This window comes from Flagellimonas eckloniae, assembly GCF_001413955.1.
Taxonomy (GTDB): Bacteria; Bacteroidota; Bacteroidia; order Flavobacteriales; family Flavobacteriaceae; genus Flagellimonas; species Flagellimonas eckloniae.
In genome coordinates this window covers 3,321,394-3,339,575 of the sequence record NZ_LCTZ01000002.1, presented here as the reverse complement: position 1 = coordinate 3,339,575, position 18,182 = coordinate 3,321,394, and the positions used below count along the sequence as shown (strand labels likewise).

The following is an 18,182-nucleotide window of genomic DNA, read 5'->3' as shown; positions in this document are numbered from 1 at the left end:
TAATGTCACATCGAGCGCAGTCGAGATGTCTCAAATTAACCCGAGAGATTTCTCGTTCCAATAGCATTGAAGCTCAAAATGACACCTATAGTGTCTAACTTTTCGAATTGCAAAAATAGCTTTAATCCCCTAATTACGATTTACTTTTCTATTTTTACATACTGATTTTGCTGTATGAGTCAATATATTGAACGATATCAACGTAGAAAGCTGATTTCCTCTTATTTTTCAGTGGTTTTGAGCATAGCTCTGGTCCTTTTCCTACTCGGGGTTTTGGGACTCCTTGTTTTGAACACCAAAAAATTGGCGGATCACTTTAAGGAGCAGATTACCATTTCCGTTTTTTTAAAGGATAATGCCAAGCCGGTGGAAATTGACCAGTTGCAGAAAAGTTTGGCGCTGGCGGATTATACAAAATCGGCCGACTATGTGTCCAAAGAGGATGCGGCTGAACAATATAGCGAGGATATCGGGGAAAATTTTACAGATTTTCTGGGATACAATCCATTAAAAAATGCAATTGATGTGAACCTTAAGGCCGACTTTGTTTCTCCTGAACAGATTGAAGAAATTGCCGCAAGTATCGCAGCTAAAACCTATGTGGATGAAGTAAGCTATGACAAACCCTTGATTTCATTGCTTACCAATAACGTTCGTAAAATAAGCCTATGGATTCTTGTTGCAAGTGCAATTTTCACCTTTATCGCCGTGCTGTTGATCAATAGTTCCATTCGACTTTCCATCTATTCCAAACGTTTTATCATAAAGACCATGCAAATGGTGGGTGCAACTAAGGTGTTCATTAGAAAACCTTTTATTTGGACAAACATTAAGCTGGGAATGTTTGGGGCCTCGTTGGCCCTGATTGCTTTGGCCATTGTATTGTATTACGTGAACAACAATTTTCCCGAATTGGATTTATTCAAGGATTTCGTTGTTCTAATCGCATTGTTTGTTGGTATTTTTGGCCTTGGAGTTGTTATTTCATGGGCGAGTACCCATATTGCAACACAGCGTTTCCTGAATTTAAGAACTGATGACCTTTATTATTAACTTTACAACATGAGTAAGAAAAATAAGAACGTACAAAAACCTAGCAAGGAATTTATTTTTCAAAAAAGAAACTATATGTTTCTCTTTATTGGACTCGCCTTTATTGCGTTGGGGTTTATTTTAATGAGTGGGGGGGGAAGTGATGACCCAAATGTGTTTAATCCGGATATCTACAATTTTAGAAGAATACGCTTGGCTCCTACCTTAATATTGATAGGTTTGGGGATACAGGTCTACGCCATTTTATTGAATCCTAACAAAAACAAAAAGTAATTTGGAAATCATTGATGCCATTATCCTTGGAATTATTCAAGGACTGACTGAGTTTTTACCAGTATCATCCAGCGGACATTTAGAATTGGGGAAAGCTATTCTAGGTGCGGATTCACTTCCTGAGGAAAGTCTTTTATTTACGGTTATTCTACATTTTGCAACTGCCTTAAGTACCATATTGGTTTTTAGAAAAGATGTTGCGGAAATTTTTAAAGGGCTTTTTCAATTTAAATGGAATGAAGAAACGCAATTCTCGCTCAAGATCATTATTTCAATGATTCCCGCCGCTTTGATCGGCTTTTTTTTACAGGATTTCCTAGAGGTCTTTTTTGATGGTGCAATCATTATTGTAGGCATCATGTTGCTCATTACCGCAATTCTTTTGTACTTGGCAGATTTGGCAAAAACTACGGACAAAGGTGTTTCTTATCGCAGTGCATTTGTTATTGGTATGGCACAGGCTGTAGCCATACTTCCAGGAATTTCAAGGAGTGGGGCTACCATTTCCGCAGCAGTGCTTTTGGGTGTTGACAAAACAAAATCTGCCCGTTTCTCATTTTTAATGGTGGTTCCCTTGATATTCGGAAAAGTGGCCAAGGACCTCTTAAGTGGCGACATCAATTTTGTTGGAGACCAGGCCATTGCCATGGGTGTTGGTTTTATTGCCGCCTTTATTACCGGTATTGCAGCCTGTACTTGGATGATTAAGTTGGTAAAACAAAGCAAGCTTACCTATTTTGCCATTTATTGTTTGATTATAGGTCTTATTGCCATTGCTTGGAGTGTTTGGGGGTAAGTTCTTTCAGAAAGTGATCCCTATTAATTTAAAATTCAATCCGGCTTGAAAACCAAAGAGGACTTTTTAAATGGTCAGATTTTATTGATTGACAAACCACTGGAATGGAGTTCTTTTCAGGCAGTCAATGCCTTAAAATGGGCCATTCGAAAAAAATTCAACCTAAAAAAATTTAAAATAGGGCATGCAGGCACCTTGGATCCGCTAGCCACCGGGCTTTTAATTATTTGCACCGGAAAATTCACCAAGAAAATCCCTGAACTTCAGGGGCAGGTCAAAGAATACACCGGAACTTTTACCTTGGGTACAACCACACCATCCTATGATCTGGAAACTGAAGTAGACCAAACCTTCCCAACAGAACATATAACCCCAGATGGCATTAAGCAGGCCACGGAACACTTTTTGGGTGAAATTGACCAAGTCCCGCCAATCTTTTCAGCCTTAAAAAAAGATGGCAAACGGTTGTATGAATTTGCACGCGAAGGAAAGGAAATTGAAATAAAATCCAGAAAAATTGAAATCCTGGAATTTGAAATTACCCAAGTAAATATGCCAAATGTGCATTTTAGGGTGGTTTGTAGCAAAGGCACCTACATTCGTTCTTTGGCGCATGACTTTGGGAAAACACTACAATCTGGCGCCCATTTATCTACCCTTAGAAGAACCAAAATAGGTGATTTCAACGTAAATAATGCCATTACCCCAACGGTTTTCAAGGAAAATCTGTCGTAAAGAAGTTAAATTCCTTTAAAAAAACAGATAAGGCATGAACATTGGGATAAAATATTTTTAAAAAAAAGCGGTTATAGTATCACCATGAACCTAAACAGGAACCAGTTATCTTTTTTAATAACTTTTTTCTCTATGTCTCTTGTGATTTTGTTGTTGTTCAACATTCATTTGGGAGGCATAAAAGAAGAAGAATATGTTATTGAAATGAGTTTGGCCGATGAGGATATCGAAGAACTGTTGCGGGAAGAAGAGGAACGGCTGGAAGAAATGGCAAATAACGACCCTATAAAAAGCCATATGGCCTTTAACGAAACGGCCAAACCATCTGTTGGAAATCCAGAACCCTTAAAAACATTGGAAGAATTATTGGAAGAACGCGCCTTGAACAATGATCAAGGGACTCCAAGTGATTCAGATGGGGAGTTCGCGGAACAATTAAAGGAATTGGCCGCCAAACGCGAAGAAAAAAAACAACTCTTAGGGGAGCGCGAAGCACAAAAAGAGGAGTTTACCAACAATTTAAAAGATAAGCGTACCTCCATTTCGTATTCCCTGATCGATAGAAATGCGTATTCTTTACCACCTCCAATTTATACCTGTATTGAAGGCGGAAAAGTTGTTATAAATATTAAGGTGGATGCTTCTGGCTATGTTACGGAGGCTGACTTTAATGACCAAAGTTCAGGGACCAGTAATGGCTGTTTGGTAGATAATGCAATCGCTTATGCCCTAAAAGCGAGATTTAACCCGGATTCCAAGGTTTCTCAAATTGGTACGATTACCTACCTATTCCAACGAAAATAGGGTATCAATTTTAGGTTTACCCCAACCCTAGTGGTTTAGTAATCCAAAGGATTTATATACTAATTTCCTTTTGAATCTTACGTTAAATTTCCCGAACTTCACTTGTCAGTCATTAAAGGAAATTAAAACAGTCCTTAGCTTAACGTTGTACGCAAACTGAAAAAAATGGAACTCAAACTTAATATTGGAATTGAAGACTTAAAGTTTGGTATGTTTCAAAAAATGGTTTATGGAACAATAGGAATACCAGATAAAATTCAAGAAGACGAAGAGGATTCAGACAATGTTTACTTAGAATACAATAATCAAAAATTAAGGCTAACCATTTACAAAAATGAGGACAACCGATTAGGATACATTTACTGCGCTAGTCCGCAATTGTCGTTCAACGGATTTAAAATAATTGACCAAGATGCCGATTCGATTAAAAATGAGGTTTTTGGGGATTTAGTGAAGAAATGGGAAATAGAAGAGTATGATTTCTGGTCGACTCACAGTGACGATGACAATTGGCTTACTCTTAATGTGGAATTTGGGAAGGTGAGCAGTGTAGAAATCGGGGCGCCTTGGAAAAATGAAGAAGAATACGATTGGCCAAATGATTTGACGATTAGTTAAATATCATTAGAAAATGATATGAAAGAGATCAAATTATTACTCCTCTTGCTAGTTGTTGGACTAGTTCCTTGGCTATTTAAACGTTGGAGTTTCAACTTAAAGCGAAAACGTCGTCGGAACTATTATCGTAATACTTATTTAAAATCTGACGAGTGGAAAAGAAAACGCTATGTTGTCTTAAAACGTGATAACTGGAAATGCGTTTACTGTGGAAAACGAGCAACACAAGTTCATCATAAAAGATATGCGAAGAAAAATATTGGAAAAGAACCTATTAAATGGTTAGTTTCAATTTGCAAATCATGTCATGACAAATTACATTAACAAAAAAGCCTGGGTTCAACACGGGCTATAATTTATAGCTACAATTCGTTAACTTGAAACATAGAAACCACCAAAAACTAGATTTACCACGCCCCAACGAAACCACAGCCGAGACCTATAAATGAACCCAAAAAATGCTTGCTAGAAAAGCAACCCCAACAAATCCTTTAAAATATCCTGGCCTTTATCTTTGTTATACCACAGCTGAAGGTCTTGTTTGAACTCTGAAGTAAGTGTGCCATGCTCTTTTTTATACGCTTCGGCCATTTCTGTGGCAATACTTGATCTAGGCCCCCACTCACCAACTATTTCTTCAGTCTCCCTGTCCAGAACAATCAATTTTGGAATAGACCGGGAACCATTCGTTAAGAACTCGTCCATCAACTCCAAGTTTTCATCCCTAAGTAGTATTCTTAATTCAATATTTGGGTTCAACTCAGCTATCTTGTTCATTACAGGCAAGCTGGGCGAAGCATCGCCACACCAACTTTCACTCAATACCAAAAGGGTAAGTCTTTTTTTACTATTGGAAATTTTGACTTCAATTTCTGGAGATAGTTTTAAGGTCTTGTCCCAACGGTTCATTCTACGGTCATTGAGCTCTGTATAATTGATAAGCGATTCCAACTGATCTTTGCCCGTGGTTTGCCTATTCTTGGCCAAATACTGCACCAAATCACGATATTCCCTATAATTCATGCTGCTTGAAATACCGTTTTGTATAAGTTGTAAACGTTCCTTCTTCGATTTTTTTTCAGCTACTTCCATAATCAATACTTTTTTCAAAATTAAGCCTCAAAATCAGCCTATAAGCTGATTTTTATCATTGGTTGTATTCTCTGTTGAAAACTTACAAGGCATTGTAGGTAAGTGAAAAAATAGCCTTCCTTATTAGTTCAGTAATCGTTTCTTTACCATGCCTCCTTTGGTGTCGTTTATACTATTCATGACCACAAAGGCATTGGCATCGATTTTATTGAGCTCAATATTCAATTTCCGTATCTCCAACCTTGTGATTACGGTATAGACAACGTCATATTCGTTATGCTCCCCTTTTTTTCCATAACCGCCACTTGCTTTATAGATGGTTAATCCCCTTCCCAACTTCTCTGTGATCATTACTCTGATTTCTTCGCTTTTTTCTGATATAATGGTAACCCCGGTATACTCTTCAATACCTTCAAGTACAAAATCCAAGGTTCTGGAGGCGGCCAAATAGGTCAACATGGAATATAAAGCGGCCTCAATCGATAATAGATACGCGGCAGCCAAAAAAATCAGAATATTGATTAAAATGATAACATCCCCTATTTTGGCTCCCATTTTTCTACTCAAAAAAATGGCCAAAACCTCTGTTCCGTCCAAGACGCTACCACCTCTAATGGAAAGTCCTATTCCCGCACCCAAAAAAAACCCGCCAAAAACGGCAACCAATAACTTGTCTTGGGTCACTTCTGGAAATTGAACAAATACCAATACCAAAGCCAATCCTAAAATTGCCAGAATAGCTTTAATGGTAAATTGCTTTCCCAATACGCGATACCCCAAAAACAGAAATGGAATATTCACCAAAATAATCAAAACCCATAACGGAACGGAAGTAAGTTCTGTAACCAAAAGTGAAATTCCAGTAGCACCGCCATCAATAAACCTATTGGGCAGCAAAAAACTTTCTAAGCCAAATGCAGCTGAAAAGATTCCTGTTACAATAAAAAAAGTATCTTTTATTATCGGGTTTACTCTCATTTTGCTTATGGTTAAAACTCCGTAGTTGCTTTAGTCTTGTGCTAAGTCAGCTATAGGGCTTCTGGGTTAATGGCCAAGCTCTTAAACAACAGAGCTTTTGTATAGAAAAATTTATTCTGCACCTCATTTTGTTTCAGGGATGAGTCTATGAGTTTGCTTTCCCGTGAATTGATCAAAAACAGTGAACTTTCCCCAAAACTGAATTTGCGTTCTTCAGCGGTCAAAAGTGTGTTATAATCCCTCACAATATTATCTATTAATTGGTTTTGGGTCGTGTAGGAATCCAACTCTCGATAAATTGCCACAACCTTATTTTGAATCTCGACCTGGGCATTGTCGCGGTCAAATTGCGCGTCTTGTAGTTTAAACTTTGCCAATTTAAGATCACCCCGTTCCTTTCTCAAAAAAAGTGGCAACCGAAAACTGAGTCCTCCCTTGTACTGGTCAATATCCAACGAATTGATTTGATCGGGAGATTCAGTCAAAAAATTATACTCCACATCCAACTTGGGCAATAACTTATTTGCCTTGAGCCTTTTGTCAACCACCAAACCGTCAATCTTGTATTCCAAAGACCTCAGCTTGGGATGGTTTTCCAAGGTAAAGCTATCTAAAGGTTTACCCATAATCTCCAAGGTCACATCAATGTCATTTTCCACATTCTCATCGGGAATAACTTGTGGCTGTAATTCAACAGGCACATCATTTATCCATAAAAAGTTGGAAAGTTCCAAAGACTTTTTCATCAGCTTTACTTTGGCCTGTTCCAAATTAAGTGCCCTGTCTTGCACTATAATTTTGGCCTCTACGGTATCTATAATAGCTATATCTCCAGAAAGTGCCCTTTGCTTTACTCCTTGAAAACGTATTTCGGCGTTTTGAAGAAAGTCATCAAAAATCAAGGCGTCTTTATACGCTCTTAACCAATCAAAATAAGCCAGGGAAGCATTATACAGTACCTCATTGACCAATAAATCTTGATCTGCTTTTGATTGTTCCCTAAAAAACTTGGCCTTTCTAAGAGTTGCCATGCGCTCATTGGCCCAAAAACCCTGACCCAATGACATGGATACACCTGCACTGTACAGTCCATCGTCAGGAAGTGATTCGTCAAGGTTTGTAAATGCTCCTTGATTTTGTTCAAAATTTCCTTTGAGCTCAATTCCGAACCATGTTGGAATTTTAAAGGTGGTATTGAGTCTATCCCAATATTCAATACCTTTAAATTCCTTTCTATCGTAATCCACTTCAATTTTAGGGTCAAAACCGCCTCTGGCCTTCATTAGATTGGCCTGCCCCATGGCTATAGTGAGCTGTGCCTGTTTTGCAATGGGATGGTATTTTTTTACATACCCCAAATACTCCTTAAAATTAAGCGCCAAGGTATCTTGCTGTGCATGAAGCCCAAAGACAGCTACAAATAAGAATACCCAAAGACAGATTCCATACTTATTTCTTTTTGACATTGGCCATTCCGTTTTCAGGTTGATAATAATTTGGGGGGAAACCATTCAATTGTCTCCAAAGTTCAAACCAAATGGGAACATCTTCCAATAGTGCCATTGTATTTGCTCCAGAGCCTACCCGAATATCTTTTGGCCATGCCCCATCTTCTTTATCCGGAGCCAACAATACCCTATACTTTCCATTGTCACTTATAAAAGTTTCTATGGCCACTACTTCACCTCCAAAAGTTCCGAAGGAAACATTGGGCCAACCGCTAAAAACTATTGCCGGCCAACCATCAAATTGTATCCGAACCTTTTCTCCAATATGAATCAACGGTAAATCTATGGGCTCTACAAAGGTTTCCACCGCCATATCATATTCAGAGGGCATAATTCCAACTAAACGATCTCCTTCTTTAAAGGTCTCACCAATACCAGATTGTATTGCCCTATTGATGAAGCCACTCTGGGGTGCTCTTATATAGAGCATGTTGTTACGCATTTCATAGTTGGTATAGGCATTCTCCAACTTGGTGACTTGTGCCTCTGAATCAAACTGATTGGATTGTGCGGTGAACATATCACTGCGTGCCTTGGAAATTTTATCAGTGTATGCCGCTTGCACCCTGTTGATTTCTACTTGGGCATTGATAACTTCATTCTTACTGGCCAACAACTTGTTTTCCTGGGAAATTAATTTGGCCTGCGTCTCTTGGAGCTTCAATCGTTTTTCCTCCACATCGGTAACCGCTTTTAAGCCTTCTTTCTGAAGTTGGTCTATTCGATTATATTGTCGCTCCGCGATAGAAATATTGGTCTTTGCCGCCTCAAAATCTATACTATCGCTCTGTACTTTTAACCTGGATTGAATGAGTTTGTTCTTGGCTTGTTCCAATTTTAAAACACGTTCATTGGACAGTGCACTAATTTGGGCATTCAGCGCTTTTACCTTTTCTTCATACGAGGTTACGGACATGGATTTTGCTCTAATTTGTTGACCTGTACGCTCAACCAAATTTGGATCAAAATATTCACTTTTCACTTCTGAAATAAAGAGGATGGTATCTCCTTTCTTTACATAATCCCCCTCTCTAACATACCATTTTTCTATTCGCCCTGGAATTGGCGATTGAATGGTCTGTGGGCGTTGGTCCGGCTTTAGGGTGGTTAAGTACCCTTTTCCAGTAATATTCTGCGTCCAAGGCAAGAACATTACAATAAAAGCAATGATAAAGAATGTTGCCAGAAGTCGATTAAAATGTTTGTAATGTGTTCTATAAAAGACTTTTTTGACCGCTTTATAGCCGCTCAGGTCAACTTTTTCATTCAACTTGTTTGGTGAAATATTTAACATGGCCTTATTATCTTTCGTTAATCAATTTTCCGTTCTCAATTGTAATAATACGCCCGCAACGTTCTATCCATTTAGGGTTTTCACTCACGATGACCAAGGCCCACCCATTGGATGGGTCCGTAATAAAATTCATTATTTTTTCAGCCTCTTTATCTCCAAATTGATCTAATGGGTCCTTAAGGATTAAAAGTTTGGGCTTTGTAACAATGCTTCGTGCCAAAACTATTTTCTTGGAAATGGTATATGGAATCTGTCTCCCTTCTGGGTACAAAACGGTTTTTAATCCCTTTGGCTGTTCTTTTACAAAACTGGTGAGTCCCGTTTTCTCCAAGGCCCAATACACATCTTCCTGGGAGATGTCCTTGTTTCCAAAAGTGATATTGTTTAGTATGGTTCCTTCGAATGGGGATTCCTCACTCAACGATTGCCCCAAATGTGAACGATAATAACTAAGGTTCAAACCTTGCAGGGCAATATTGTTTACAAAGATTTTACCGGCGTCCGGTTCCAATATTCCTGCGATAATCCTCAACAACGTAGATTTGCCGGAACCACTCGGGCCCTGCAATAAAATTTGACACGAGGGGGTAATGGTCATAGAAACATTGTCTATGATTTTTTTATCCCTGTCAGGTACATTATAGGAAACGTCTTGAAGTTCAACTGTAAATCCTTCATGCTCAGCAAAAGGTTTTTCCCCATCTTGTGGTTCCAACTCCTTATCCACTACTTGTCCCAATTTCTCCAATGAGGTCAATAGGTCATAGAAAGTTTCAAGACCCAATATCATTTTTTCAACAGAGCTAATGACCAAAAGAATAATGATTTCAGCAGCTACAAACTGCCCAATGTTCATTTCTTGATTAAGAACGAGTAATCCACCAATCAATAAAAGTCCGGCCGTAACCAAAACCTTAAAACCGATCATTTGGATAAACTGAATCACCAAAATTTTAAAATGACTTTCCCTGGCGTCTAAATAATTGGCCACCAAAGTGTCATTTTTATCAATGCCGTGTGTAGTTTTTCCTGAAAGTTTAAAGCTCACCAAAGATCTTGCTATTTCCTGAATCCAGTGTGCCACACGGTATTTGTTCTTAGATTCATCTAAACTGGTCTCCAGTCCTTTCTGTGCGGTAAATTTGAATACCACATATATAAGAAGAATCAAAAGCAATCCATATATGATAAAAAATGGATGGTAGAATGACAAAAGCAACAATCCAAAGACAATTTGTAGAAAAGCCGCCGGAAAATCAATCAATATTTTTGAAAGTCCTTTTTGTATTGTCAATGTATCAAAAAAGCGATTCGCCAGTTCTGGTGGGTAGAAATCGCGCAATTGGCTCATCTTTATTTTTGGAAATCGATACACAAACTCAAAGGATGCCCTGGTAAATATTTTTTGCTGAACGTTTTCAATAATACGTATTTGCATCAGTTGTAAGACCCCTACAAATGCAACACCCAAAGTAACCAAAACAACCAGGACAATCCATGAGGTACTTACTTGTGCGCCCTGTATTAGGTTTATTATTGCCTGAATCCCTAGAGGAAGTGAGAGATTTACCAAGCCAGCAAAAATGGCATAGTAAAAAACTTGCATCACATCTTTCTTATCCAGTGCCAGCATTCCCATTAGGCGTTGCCAGGCGGTAAGAATATTTTTTGACATAGGTTTATGAATTTAAAGTCTTGAAGACTAGGTCGGTGAAATAATGAGTTGGGGTTGTAGTTTTATTACAATCGGTTAACATTGGAAAATGTTCTCTAAGAAAATATTGGTGTAGCGAACCTTCTAAAATAGTACTTGCCAAACTTGAAGGGAACTCATATTCGCCGTCCATTGACACTATCATATCATGCAGGCGATTTACAAGTCTTTTATAAATAACAAAATAACCGTCCTTATTTTCTTGATCAACTTCTTTGGTCAAATACGATTTAGAGTATTCATTTATTACGATTTTATTCAGCAAAACCTCATTTATATGCGAAAACGAGACATCTTCTTCAACCGTTTGTGTCAAAATATCGATGGCTTTTCTAAGCTTTTCACTTGGATTTGATATTGCATTGGTGGCAAAGACCATTTTGTACTCCAACCACCCCCAGTACCACGAGGCCAAATAGAGCAATAATTTGTGCTTGTTTTCAAAATAGCGATAAATGGAACTTTCATTGGACTTTATGCGTTCCCCCAACTTTCTGAAGGTAAAGCTTTCAAAACCCATATCATCAATCATTAAAATACTTTGCTCAACAATCCTTTTTCCCAGATCGGATGATTCAGGGTCTTTCACATAGATTTTTTCGTTGATTCCTATTCGTATAGATTGCATTAATCTTTCCATATTATGTATGCCTTTAAATAATTTCAAAACAAATATAACAGTAATACTATTAAATTATAATAGTTTAACTACTTATTAACAATAGTAATGCTTTTTATTATGAGATTAATCCTATCTTTATAGTAAAGTTTTTAACTTAAAACCTAAGCCCATGAAACAATTTTTACCATTTTGCATATTCTGTATGCTGTTGTTAGGTTTTCAAACTATAGCTCAAGAAAAGACACAACACATAAAATTTAAACACTTTGTTGAGAGCCGGGGAGATAGTGAGTTGGGAATGCTCTTGGAAATCCCATATTCAGATATTGTAGTACTCAACAACTCCCTAAACTCATCATCGGGATTTGGCCTTACCATGAACTTTCATGGAAATATTGTTGTTATAGATCAAATGGATATAATGCCCGATGGAAGCACACAAGTTGTTTTGCGAAGGGAGGATGGCAGGAAGTTTTATGGCTATAAATCTACCATAAAAGCAATTTTGGTCAAAGAGAAAGCTGTAAATGAAAAATCAATGTAATTATGAAACCTTTCCTTTTTTTAGTAATCTTTTCCTTGCTAATCGGTAGCATAAATGCACAAAATCACCAAGATTTAGTGAAAATAGGTGATGAACTTGTCATAGGTAAGCCATCAGGTGTTATATATAAAAATATAAATGTTACACGTAAAAACTTTATTATCAAACGAGGTGGCATTGCCAATATCTCAACCTTAGAAAATTCTGTGGTTACAGTTACAAAAATATCTCATAGTGACAATCCGATAATTACGTTCAAAAAATCTAATGGAAGAAAGTTTTTTAGAGTATACAAAACTTTGACCGCAGAACTTAATGGAGCTATAAACACAGGTGAGATGGCATTATATACGCGATAATATTTAAGTTGATTAAAAATTAGTAAATGAAAAACTGGTTGCCTGTCTGGTTACGCTCCAATACACAAAACAAAAAAGTGCCAGTTGCCCAAACAAGCAAGACGGACTCTTTTCTGTTGATTGAAGGGGCCTTTACTCCCCTACAAGCAGCCGATATCCTATTATCGCTTATAAATGATAAAATCAAATTCCATACAGTTCAATTACTCAATCTTAAAGATATAAATCAAATAGATTTTTTAAATTCTGAACACAGAATACGTGAACTGAGGGAAACCAAAAACCAGATTACCAAGATTATATTGGATGCTAGAACCCAAGACAAACACCTAACAATCCACAGTAATATTGAAGTTTCTACTACAGATAAACTGAGTTAATATTTTTCAAACCAATCAAAATCTTCATGAATTATTTTGTCTTTCTCGTTCTCTAAATATTCCAAAAAAGCCGAAGCAACTGGAGAAAGCTTCTTTGACCTGAGCCAAACCAAATTCCATGTGGTTTGTATTGGGAGTTGTTTCTTTGGATAAATTTTTAAATCTCCATTTTTTAATTGATTTTTTATTCCAATCAACGGCATTATGGAACAACCTAATCCAGCAATAACTGCTTGTTTCACAGCTTCATTGGAGGTAAGTTCTATGCGCTTTCCAACCTGTATTTGCGATTTTTTTAGGTAATTTTCCATTGCAAAACGAGTTGCCGAACCCGGTTCTCTAAATATAAGTGGGGTATCTTTTACAAACATATTTTTAGACAACAAGATTCTTTTGAAATGATTCGGGTTTGCAACCAAGTACAACTTGTTCTTCATCAAACTTATTGTATTTAGTTTTAAGTGATCTGGCAATACGGAAACCAAGGCAAAGTCAACCTCATTGTTTTCAAGACTCTGTACCACACTAGCCTTGTTGGTCACGTCCATTCCCAAATCAATCCCCATATTGGACTTCATAAAACCAGACAGGAAGTAAGGCATAACATATTTTCCGGTAGAAACCACAGAGATTTTAAGTCGCCCGGCAAGTTTCCCATCATAAGATTGCATTTTGTAATTTATTTCATCCACTTCACTTAAAATACGCTCGGCTGCATGTGCTATTTCATTGCCAAAATCGGTTATAAAAAGCTTTCGGCCAACAATTTCGGTTAAGGGAATGGGAAATTGATCCTGAAAATTTTTGAGTTGAATAGACACCGCCGGTTGGGTCAAATAAAGTTCTTCCGAAGCTTTTGTAATACTCTGTTTTTCAGCAATCTTCAAAAAAATTCTCAACTGATGCAATGTATAATTCATAAATAATATTTATATAAAACATAATAAATATAAATAAAAATATATAAATTAAAGCGTACATCTTTGTAAAAAATTTACATCCATGTTACACAAACTCTCACAATCACAAAACCTCTTGGCCAAGAAAGAAAAGTCAGGAGATGTAGAAAAATTTTACCCTATTTACTATGCCTTAATGGGGTTTTTATTTACTGGTGTTTTAATACTTTCCGCACTTAACGGTTTTCTGTTTTTTGGATGGTTATGTATTTCAATGTCCATCATATTTGGTCTTTTGTCCATTAACCTAATGGGGAAAAAATTAACACGAAAAAATTAACGTAACCTTTAAAAAATTAACAAAATGGAAACTTTAATCGAAACAAAACAGAAAATTCAATTGGTAGATGGTTCTTTTACCCCATCTGAAGCATGTGATGTAATTACCTCACTACTAGACGAAAAAATAAACTTTCACAAACTGCAACGCCTATCTTGGTGCGAAGGAAATGGAGGGGCCAATACCAAATATCCTGACGACAGAATACAGGAACTGGAAAATGAAAAAGCCATCGCCAAAAATTTTATCAATAGCATTAGAAGTGAAGGTAAAAGATTGAGAATCGATGGAATCTTGAAAATCTCCTTGGAAGATTAAAACTTAATGGATTTACACCTTTTATTTGACAACCTGACCAACCCTGCTTTACTTTTCTTTTTTTTGGGAATCATTGCAGTACAATTGAAAAGTGATCTTGAAATTCCACAAAACTCATCAAAATTTATTTCCCTTTACCTACTTTTTGCCATTGGATTCAAGGGTGGCCTTGAACTCTCCCACAGCAATTTTAGTATGGAGATCATATGGTCCTTGCTGTTTGGTGTTTTTTTGGCCATTTCTGTACCCATTTTTGCCTATTTCATACTAAGAAGAAAGTTCAGTGTGGAAAATTCAGGTGCCATAGCCGCTGCATATGGATCAGTTAGTGCGGTCACATTTGTGACCGCTATTTCTTTTCTGGAAATTGAGAACATAGAATTTGGAGGACACATGGTAGCTGTTATGGCCTTAATGGAAGCTCCATCCATAATTATAGGAGTTCTGCTAATGGCATTTTTCAAAAAGAACAAAAAAGAAGAGAATAATTTTAAGAAAGTACTGCATCATTCTGTTACCAATGGCAGTGTTTTATTAATACTCGGTAGTTTGGCAATTGGTTTTCTGGCCAATGAACATCAGGCAGAGGGCATCAAACCTTTTACAACGGACATTTTTAAAGGATTTCTTGCAGTTTTCCTTTTAGATATGGGGATTACCAGCGGTAAAAAACTAAACGATTTTTTAAAGAAGGGATGGTTTGCCCTTATTTTCTCCATAGGATTACCCATTTTGAATGGGTGTGTTGTAGCCTGGTTCAGCCAATTTATAACGGAAAGCGTAGGAAATCGATTTCTGTTTTCCATTTTAGCTGCAAGCGCATCATACATTGCTGTCCCCGCCGCAATGCGCATAGCCGCTCCAAAGGCCAATCCAAGTTTATATGTACCTATGGCTTTGGCATTTACCTTTCCCTTCAATATAACACTGGGCATGCCTTTATATCTATTTATCATTCAATGTTTCAAACCCTAAATCACTTGTTTATGAAGAAGAAAGAATATCCAAACTTATTTCCGAAACTAGATACGTATGGGCCACCTAAAGAATCTATTAATAAACCATATTTGCTAAAGCTGGGAGCCTCCTTTAGAATAGGTATGCCAGCAAATCAATCCTACCTTTATATTCAGGAATCAATGACAAGGAAAAAATCCAACTTAAACGTGTTGCATCCAAAAAAACTGTTTAATCAAATTGTTGTTGCAACTGGGATTCTTGAACTTTCCAACTCCAAACAAAAAGCCATTCTGGAGCGAAAGGACAAAAACGATTTTTATGTGGGGCTACGGAGAATATATGTTGATATCAACGATGCCATTATTGCAAAAGAGGTAATCCCACTATAAAAAATCCTTTTCCAGTATCTTTAGACAAAAAACCAATAATGGATAAACATCGTTGTGGTTGGTGTGAAGGTGATTCATTATATGAAGCATATCATGATAAGGAATGGGGGATTCCGGTTAAGGATGATGACACTTTATTTGAATTCCTGATTTTGGAAACGTTTCAAGCTGGGTTAAGCTGGATAACCGTGCTGCGAAAAAGGGAGAATTTCAGAAATGCTTTTGACAATTTTGATTATCGTAAGATTGCCCGTTACAGTCAAGACAAAATTGACCAGCTTCTTGAAAATCCAGGAATTATCAGAAACAAATTGAAAGTGAACGCTACTGTTTCCAATGCCAAAGCCTTTATCGCAGTTCAAAAAGAGTTTGGAAGTTTTAGCAGCTATATATGGGGTTTTGTGGACGGAAAACCAATAAAAAACACACTGAAAAATTATAAAAACGCTCCGGCAAACACCCCTCTTTCTGATAAAATCAGCAAGGATTTAAAAAAACGCGGATTCAAGTTTGTTGGCAGCACAGTGGTTTATGCGCATATGCAGGCAACTGGAATGGTAAATGACCATGAAGTAAACTGTTTTAGGTATGATCAAGTGTAAACCTTTAATAAGCTTCCTTGCCCTTCTCTTCTGTTCTTCAATTTGGTCCCAGAACAAATATGAACAGGAGTATCGAATTTCCCAAACCGAATTTCCTTCCAATGCATATGAACTTATTTCGGAACAACTTAAATCTTCAAAACGGGTTCGCTATTATAAAGAAATAGACAGTATTAAGAAGAGTTTTGAAGTAAAATTCAAAAAAGGCCGATTACATTATAGTATTGAATTTGATGAACATGGAAAATTGGAAGATGTTGAGTTCAAAATTAAGGAAATAGATATTCCAGATGATAGTTGGGAAAAAATCAGTGACTATCTTAACAAGAGTTTTCAAAAAGTACGTATTGTAAAAATTCAGCAACAACATCCGGTAGGGGATTTAGCTCCAGAAAAAGTCATAAAACAAGCCCTGCAAAATCTCATACTACCCTACATTAATTATGAAATCGTTTTTACCTCTAAAAACAGTGGAGGCTATCAAAACTATGAGGCGCTTTTCAATGCAGATGGCAAGTTTCTAAACTTGCGTAAATCCCTCTCATCAACATATGATCATGTTTTGTATTAGATGGGTTTTGTTCTTCATTTGCTTCTTAGGGCTATCGTCCCTGAAAGCGCAAGACAACCTTACCGGATTTTTGCAACCACAGGTAGCAATCAATTACGATGTATCTAATACCTACTCGCATAATTTTTCATTGGCACATAGAGGTTATTTCATAAAAAATGGAGATTCTGGATATGAAGCAAGACAAATTGATTTAGTCCATTTTTCCAAATTTAGTCTTTCGGATAATCAAAGTTTGGCCTTTGGGGTGCAATATCGGTTTCGAAATATTTTTGAGGACGAGAGTGATGAAATTAGATTAACCCAACAGTTCAACTTCTCAAAAAGACCGTTTGTGGTCAGATTGGGGCATAGATTCCGAACAGAGCAACGAATTACCAAAGCATTGACAGTGCATAGATTTAGATATCGATTTGCTGTTGATTTCCCTTTAAAAGGTGAGGTTTTGAATATTGGGGAGCCATACTTTATTGGTACGTTTGAAAATTTATTAAGTGTGGCCAAAAGTAATTCACCAGAATACGATACCAGGATTAGCGGCCAAGTGGGATGGCAGCTTCAGGAAGGGCTAAAACTTCAAACAGGAATAGAATATCGCATGGAGGATTATGCTTCAGATTTTCCCCAAAATGTATTTTTCGTATTGACAAGCCTGCAATTATCCCTGTAAAATATTCATGAAATCTTCTCTTGATATCTGCTCTGCGCCTAAACTCTCCAAATGTTTTGTATGAACTTGGCAGTCTATTAGTCTATACTTCTCTTGCTCTAATTCCTGAGTCAATTTTATGAATGCAAACTTGGAAGCATTTGGAACGGTTGAAAACATGCTTTCTCCACAGAAAACATGACCTAAATCAATCCCATAAAGCCCGCCAACTAAATTATTTCCTTCCCATACTTCAAAAGATTTAGCAAAACCTTTTTCAAACAGGTCCAAATAAGCCAATTTCATTTTTGGTGTAATCCATGTTCCGTCCTGTCCTTTTCGCTGAACTTTTGCGCAATTGTCCAACACTTTTTCAAAACAAGTATTCTGCGTCAAGTTAAATTGTTCGGTTCTTATTACTTTTCGCATACTTTTTGAAATTTTGATTTTATTTGGGAATAAAACCATTCTTGGATTTGGACTCCACCATAAAATTAAGTTGTCTTCATTAAACCAAGGGAAGATGCCACTTTTGTATGCCAATAAGAGACGTTCTGGAGATAAATCACCACCTACTGCTAGAAGACCATCTTCATTAGCAGCTTCAACTGGAGGAAATTCCAATCTATCTCCCAAAAAAAATAGGGGAAGTTTTTTTGAGTCTTTTTCCAAGATGCAATTTTT

At 37.0% G+C, this 18,182-nt stretch carries 25 protein-coding genes; 17 read left to right on the top strand and 8 right to left on the bottom strand.

Annotated elements, in window-relative coordinates:
* Positions 1-174 precede the first annotated feature (174 nt).
* The 7 genes from AAY42_RS14400 to AAY42_RS18665 all read left to right on the top strand — a co-directional run bounded on the left by AAY42_RS14400 (position 175) and on the right by AAY42_RS18665 (position 4,603).
* Positions 175-1,053 carry a cell division protein FtsX gene (locus AAY42_RS14400; RefSeq protein ID WP_055396449.1) on the top strand — a complete coding sequence of 293 codons (879 nt, stop codon included), beginning with the start codon at positions 175-177 and terminating at the stop codon, positions 1,051-1,053.
* A gap of 9 nt (positions 1,054-1,062) precedes the next feature.
* Positions 1,063-1,326, top strand: a complete 264-nt coding sequence (locus tag AAY42_RS14395; RefSeq protein WP_055396447.1) for a DUF3098 domain-containing protein — start codon at positions 1,063-1,065, stop codon at positions 1,324-1,326.
* A gap of 1 nt (position 1,327) precedes the next feature.
* Entirely contained in the window at positions 1,328-2,122 is a 795-nt protein-coding gene (locus AAY42_RS14390; protein WP_055396445.1) for an undecaprenyl-diphosphate phosphatase, read from the top strand.
* Positions 2,123-2,167: 45 nt separating this feature from the next.
* Entirely contained in the window at positions 2,168-2,857 is a 690-nt protein-coding gene (truB, locus tag AAY42_RS14385; RefSeq protein WP_055396443.1) for a tRNA pseudouridine(55) synthase TruB, read from the top strand.
* Positions 2,858-2,941: 84 nt separating this feature from the next.
* The gene (locus AAY42_RS14380; protein WP_055396441.1) at positions 2,942-3,661 is read left to right on the top strand and encodes an energy transducer TonB family protein; all 720 of its coding nucleotides are present in this window, start codon (positions 2,942-2,944) and stop codon (positions 3,659-3,661) included.
* A gap of 165 nt (positions 3,662-3,826) precedes the next feature.
* On the top strand, positions 3,827-4,279 hold the full coding sequence (locus AAY42_RS14375) for a hypothetical protein (RefSeq protein ID WP_055396439.1): 453 nt from the start codon (positions 3,827-3,829) through the stop codon (positions 4,277-4,279).
* An 18-nt stretch (positions 4,280-4,297) separates the two neighbouring features.
* Positions 4,298-4,603: an HNH endonuclease gene (locus AAY42_RS18665; RefSeq protein WP_055396437.1), complete on the top strand. Its 306-nt coding sequence runs from the start codon at positions 4,298-4,300 to the stop codon at positions 4,601-4,603.
* Between the two features lie 141 nt (positions 4,604-4,744).
* Here AAY42_RS18665 and AAY42_RS14365 read toward each other — a convergent pair whose 3' ends face one another.
* From AAY42_RS14365 to AAY42_RS14340, 6 genes are all read right to left on the bottom strand, one after another.
* Positions 4,745-5,371, bottom strand: a complete 627-nt coding sequence (locus AAY42_RS14365; RefSeq protein ID WP_055396435.1) for a thioredoxin family protein — start codon at positions 5,369-5,371, stop codon at positions 4,745-4,747.
* Positions 5,372-5,494: 123 nt separating this feature from the next.
* On the bottom strand, positions 5,495-6,349 hold the full coding sequence (locus tag AAY42_RS14360; protein WP_055396433.1) for a YitT family protein: 855 nt from the start codon (positions 6,347-6,349) through the stop codon (positions 5,495-5,497).
* 50 nt (positions 6,350-6,399) lie between these two features.
* Complete coding sequence (locus AAY42_RS14355) at positions 6,400-7,815, bottom strand: TolC family protein (RefSeq protein WP_055397952.1); 1,416 nt, start codon at positions 7,813-7,815, stop codon at positions 6,400-6,402.
* The gene (locus AAY42_RS14350; RefSeq protein ID WP_055396430.1) at positions 7,799-9,151 is read right to left on the bottom strand and encodes an HlyD family secretion protein; all 1,353 of its coding nucleotides are present in this window, start codon (positions 9,149-9,151) and stop codon (positions 7,799-7,801) included. The genes AAY42_RS14355 and AAY42_RS14350 overlap by 17 nt, the downstream gene beginning before the upstream one ends.
* 7 nt (positions 9,152-9,158) lie before the next feature.
* The gene (locus AAY42_RS14345) at positions 9,159-10,826 is read right to left on the bottom strand and encodes a peptidase domain-containing ABC transporter (RefSeq protein WP_055396429.1); all 1,668 of its coding nucleotides are present in this window, start codon (positions 10,824-10,826) and stop codon (positions 9,159-9,161) included.
* Positions 10,827-10,830: 4 nt separating this feature from the next.
* Entirely contained in the window at positions 10,831-11,505 is a 675-nt protein-coding gene (locus AAY42_RS14340) for a TetR/AcrR family transcriptional regulator (protein ID WP_055396425.1), read from the bottom strand.
* 151 nt (positions 11,506-11,656) lie between these two features.
* On the opposite strand from AAY42_RS14340, the gene AAY42_RS14335 reads away from it, so the two are divergent.
* Genes AAY42_RS14335 through AAY42_RS14325 form a run of 3 tightly spaced genes read left to right on the top strand, consistent with a single transcriptional unit; the run spans position 11,657 to position 12,770 of the window.
* Entirely contained in the window at positions 11,657-12,031 is a 375-nt protein-coding gene (locus tag AAY42_RS14335; protein ID WP_139063743.1) for a hypothetical protein, read from the top strand.
* Between the two features lie 2 nt (positions 12,032-12,033).
* Entirely contained in the window at positions 12,034-12,390 is a 357-nt protein-coding gene (locus AAY42_RS14330; protein WP_055396422.1) for a hypothetical protein, read from the top strand.
* A gap of 26 nt (positions 12,391-12,416) precedes the next feature.
* Positions 12,417-12,770 (top strand): hypothetical protein, encoded by a 354-nt coding sequence (locus AAY42_RS14325; protein ID WP_055396420.1) that lies wholly within the window; start codon positions 12,417-12,419, stop codon positions 12,768-12,770.
* Here the strand turns inward: AAY42_RS14325 and AAY42_RS14320 are convergent.
* Complete coding sequence (locus AAY42_RS14320; protein WP_055396418.1) at positions 12,767-13,690, bottom strand: LysR family transcriptional regulator; 924 nt, start codon at positions 13,688-13,690, stop codon at positions 12,767-12,769. The genes AAY42_RS14325 and AAY42_RS14320 overlap by 4 nt on opposite strands.
* 82 nt (positions 13,691-13,772) lie before the next feature.
* Here AAY42_RS14320 and AAY42_RS14315 point away from each other — a divergent pair, with 82 nt between their 5' ends.
* The 7 genes from AAY42_RS14315 to AAY42_RS14285 are packed head-to-tail and all read left to right on the top strand — an operon-like array spanning position 13,773 to position 17,519.
* Complete coding sequence (locus AAY42_RS14315) at positions 13,773-14,009, top strand: hypothetical protein (RefSeq protein ID WP_055396415.1); 237 nt, start codon at positions 13,773-13,775, stop codon at positions 14,007-14,009.
* A 24-nt stretch (positions 14,010-14,033) separates the two neighbouring features.
* The gene (locus AAY42_RS14310; protein ID WP_055396413.1) at positions 14,034-14,327 is read left to right on the top strand and encodes a hypothetical protein; all 294 of its coding nucleotides are present in this window, start codon (positions 14,034-14,036) and stop codon (positions 14,325-14,327) included.
* Positions 14,328-14,333: 6 nt separating this feature from the next.
* A complete protein-coding gene (locus AAY42_RS14305) occupies positions 14,334-15,302 on the top strand; it encodes a sodium-dependent bicarbonate transport family permease (RefSeq protein WP_055396411.1) in 969 nt (322 codons plus the stop codon).
* An 11-nt stretch (positions 15,303-15,313) separates the two neighbouring features.
* Positions 15,314-15,676 (top strand): hypothetical protein, encoded by a 363-nt coding sequence (locus AAY42_RS14300; RefSeq protein WP_139063742.1) that lies wholly within the window; start codon positions 15,314-15,316, stop codon positions 15,674-15,676.
* 38 nt (positions 15,677-15,714) lie between these two features.
* Complete coding sequence (locus AAY42_RS14295) at positions 15,715-16,278, top strand: DNA-3-methyladenine glycosylase I (RefSeq protein ID WP_055396407.1); 564 nt, start codon at positions 15,715-15,717, stop codon at positions 16,276-16,278.
* Positions 16,265-16,849 carry a hypothetical protein gene (locus AAY42_RS14290; RefSeq protein WP_055396405.1) on the top strand — a complete coding sequence of 195 codons (585 nt, stop codon included), beginning with the start codon at positions 16,265-16,267 and terminating at the stop codon, positions 16,847-16,849. Before AAY42_RS14295 ends, AAY42_RS14290 begins: the two co-directional genes overlap by 14 nt.
* Positions 16,836-17,519, top strand: coding sequence for a DUF2490 domain-containing protein (locus AAY42_RS14285; RefSeq protein ID WP_175288772.1), 684 nt, complete (start codon positions 16,836-16,838; stop codon positions 17,517-17,519). Before AAY42_RS14290 ends, AAY42_RS14285 begins: the two co-directional genes overlap by 14 nt.
* Here the strand turns inward: AAY42_RS14285 and aat are convergent.
* Complete coding sequence (gene aat / locus AAY42_RS14280; RefSeq protein WP_055396401.1) at positions 17,508-18,170, bottom strand: leucyl/phenylalanyl-tRNA--protein transferase; 663 nt, start codon at positions 18,168-18,170, stop codon at positions 17,508-17,510. The two genes, AAY42_RS14285 and aat, sit on opposite strands and share 12 nt — an antisense overlap.
* Positions 18,171-18,182: the final 12 nt, after the last annotated feature.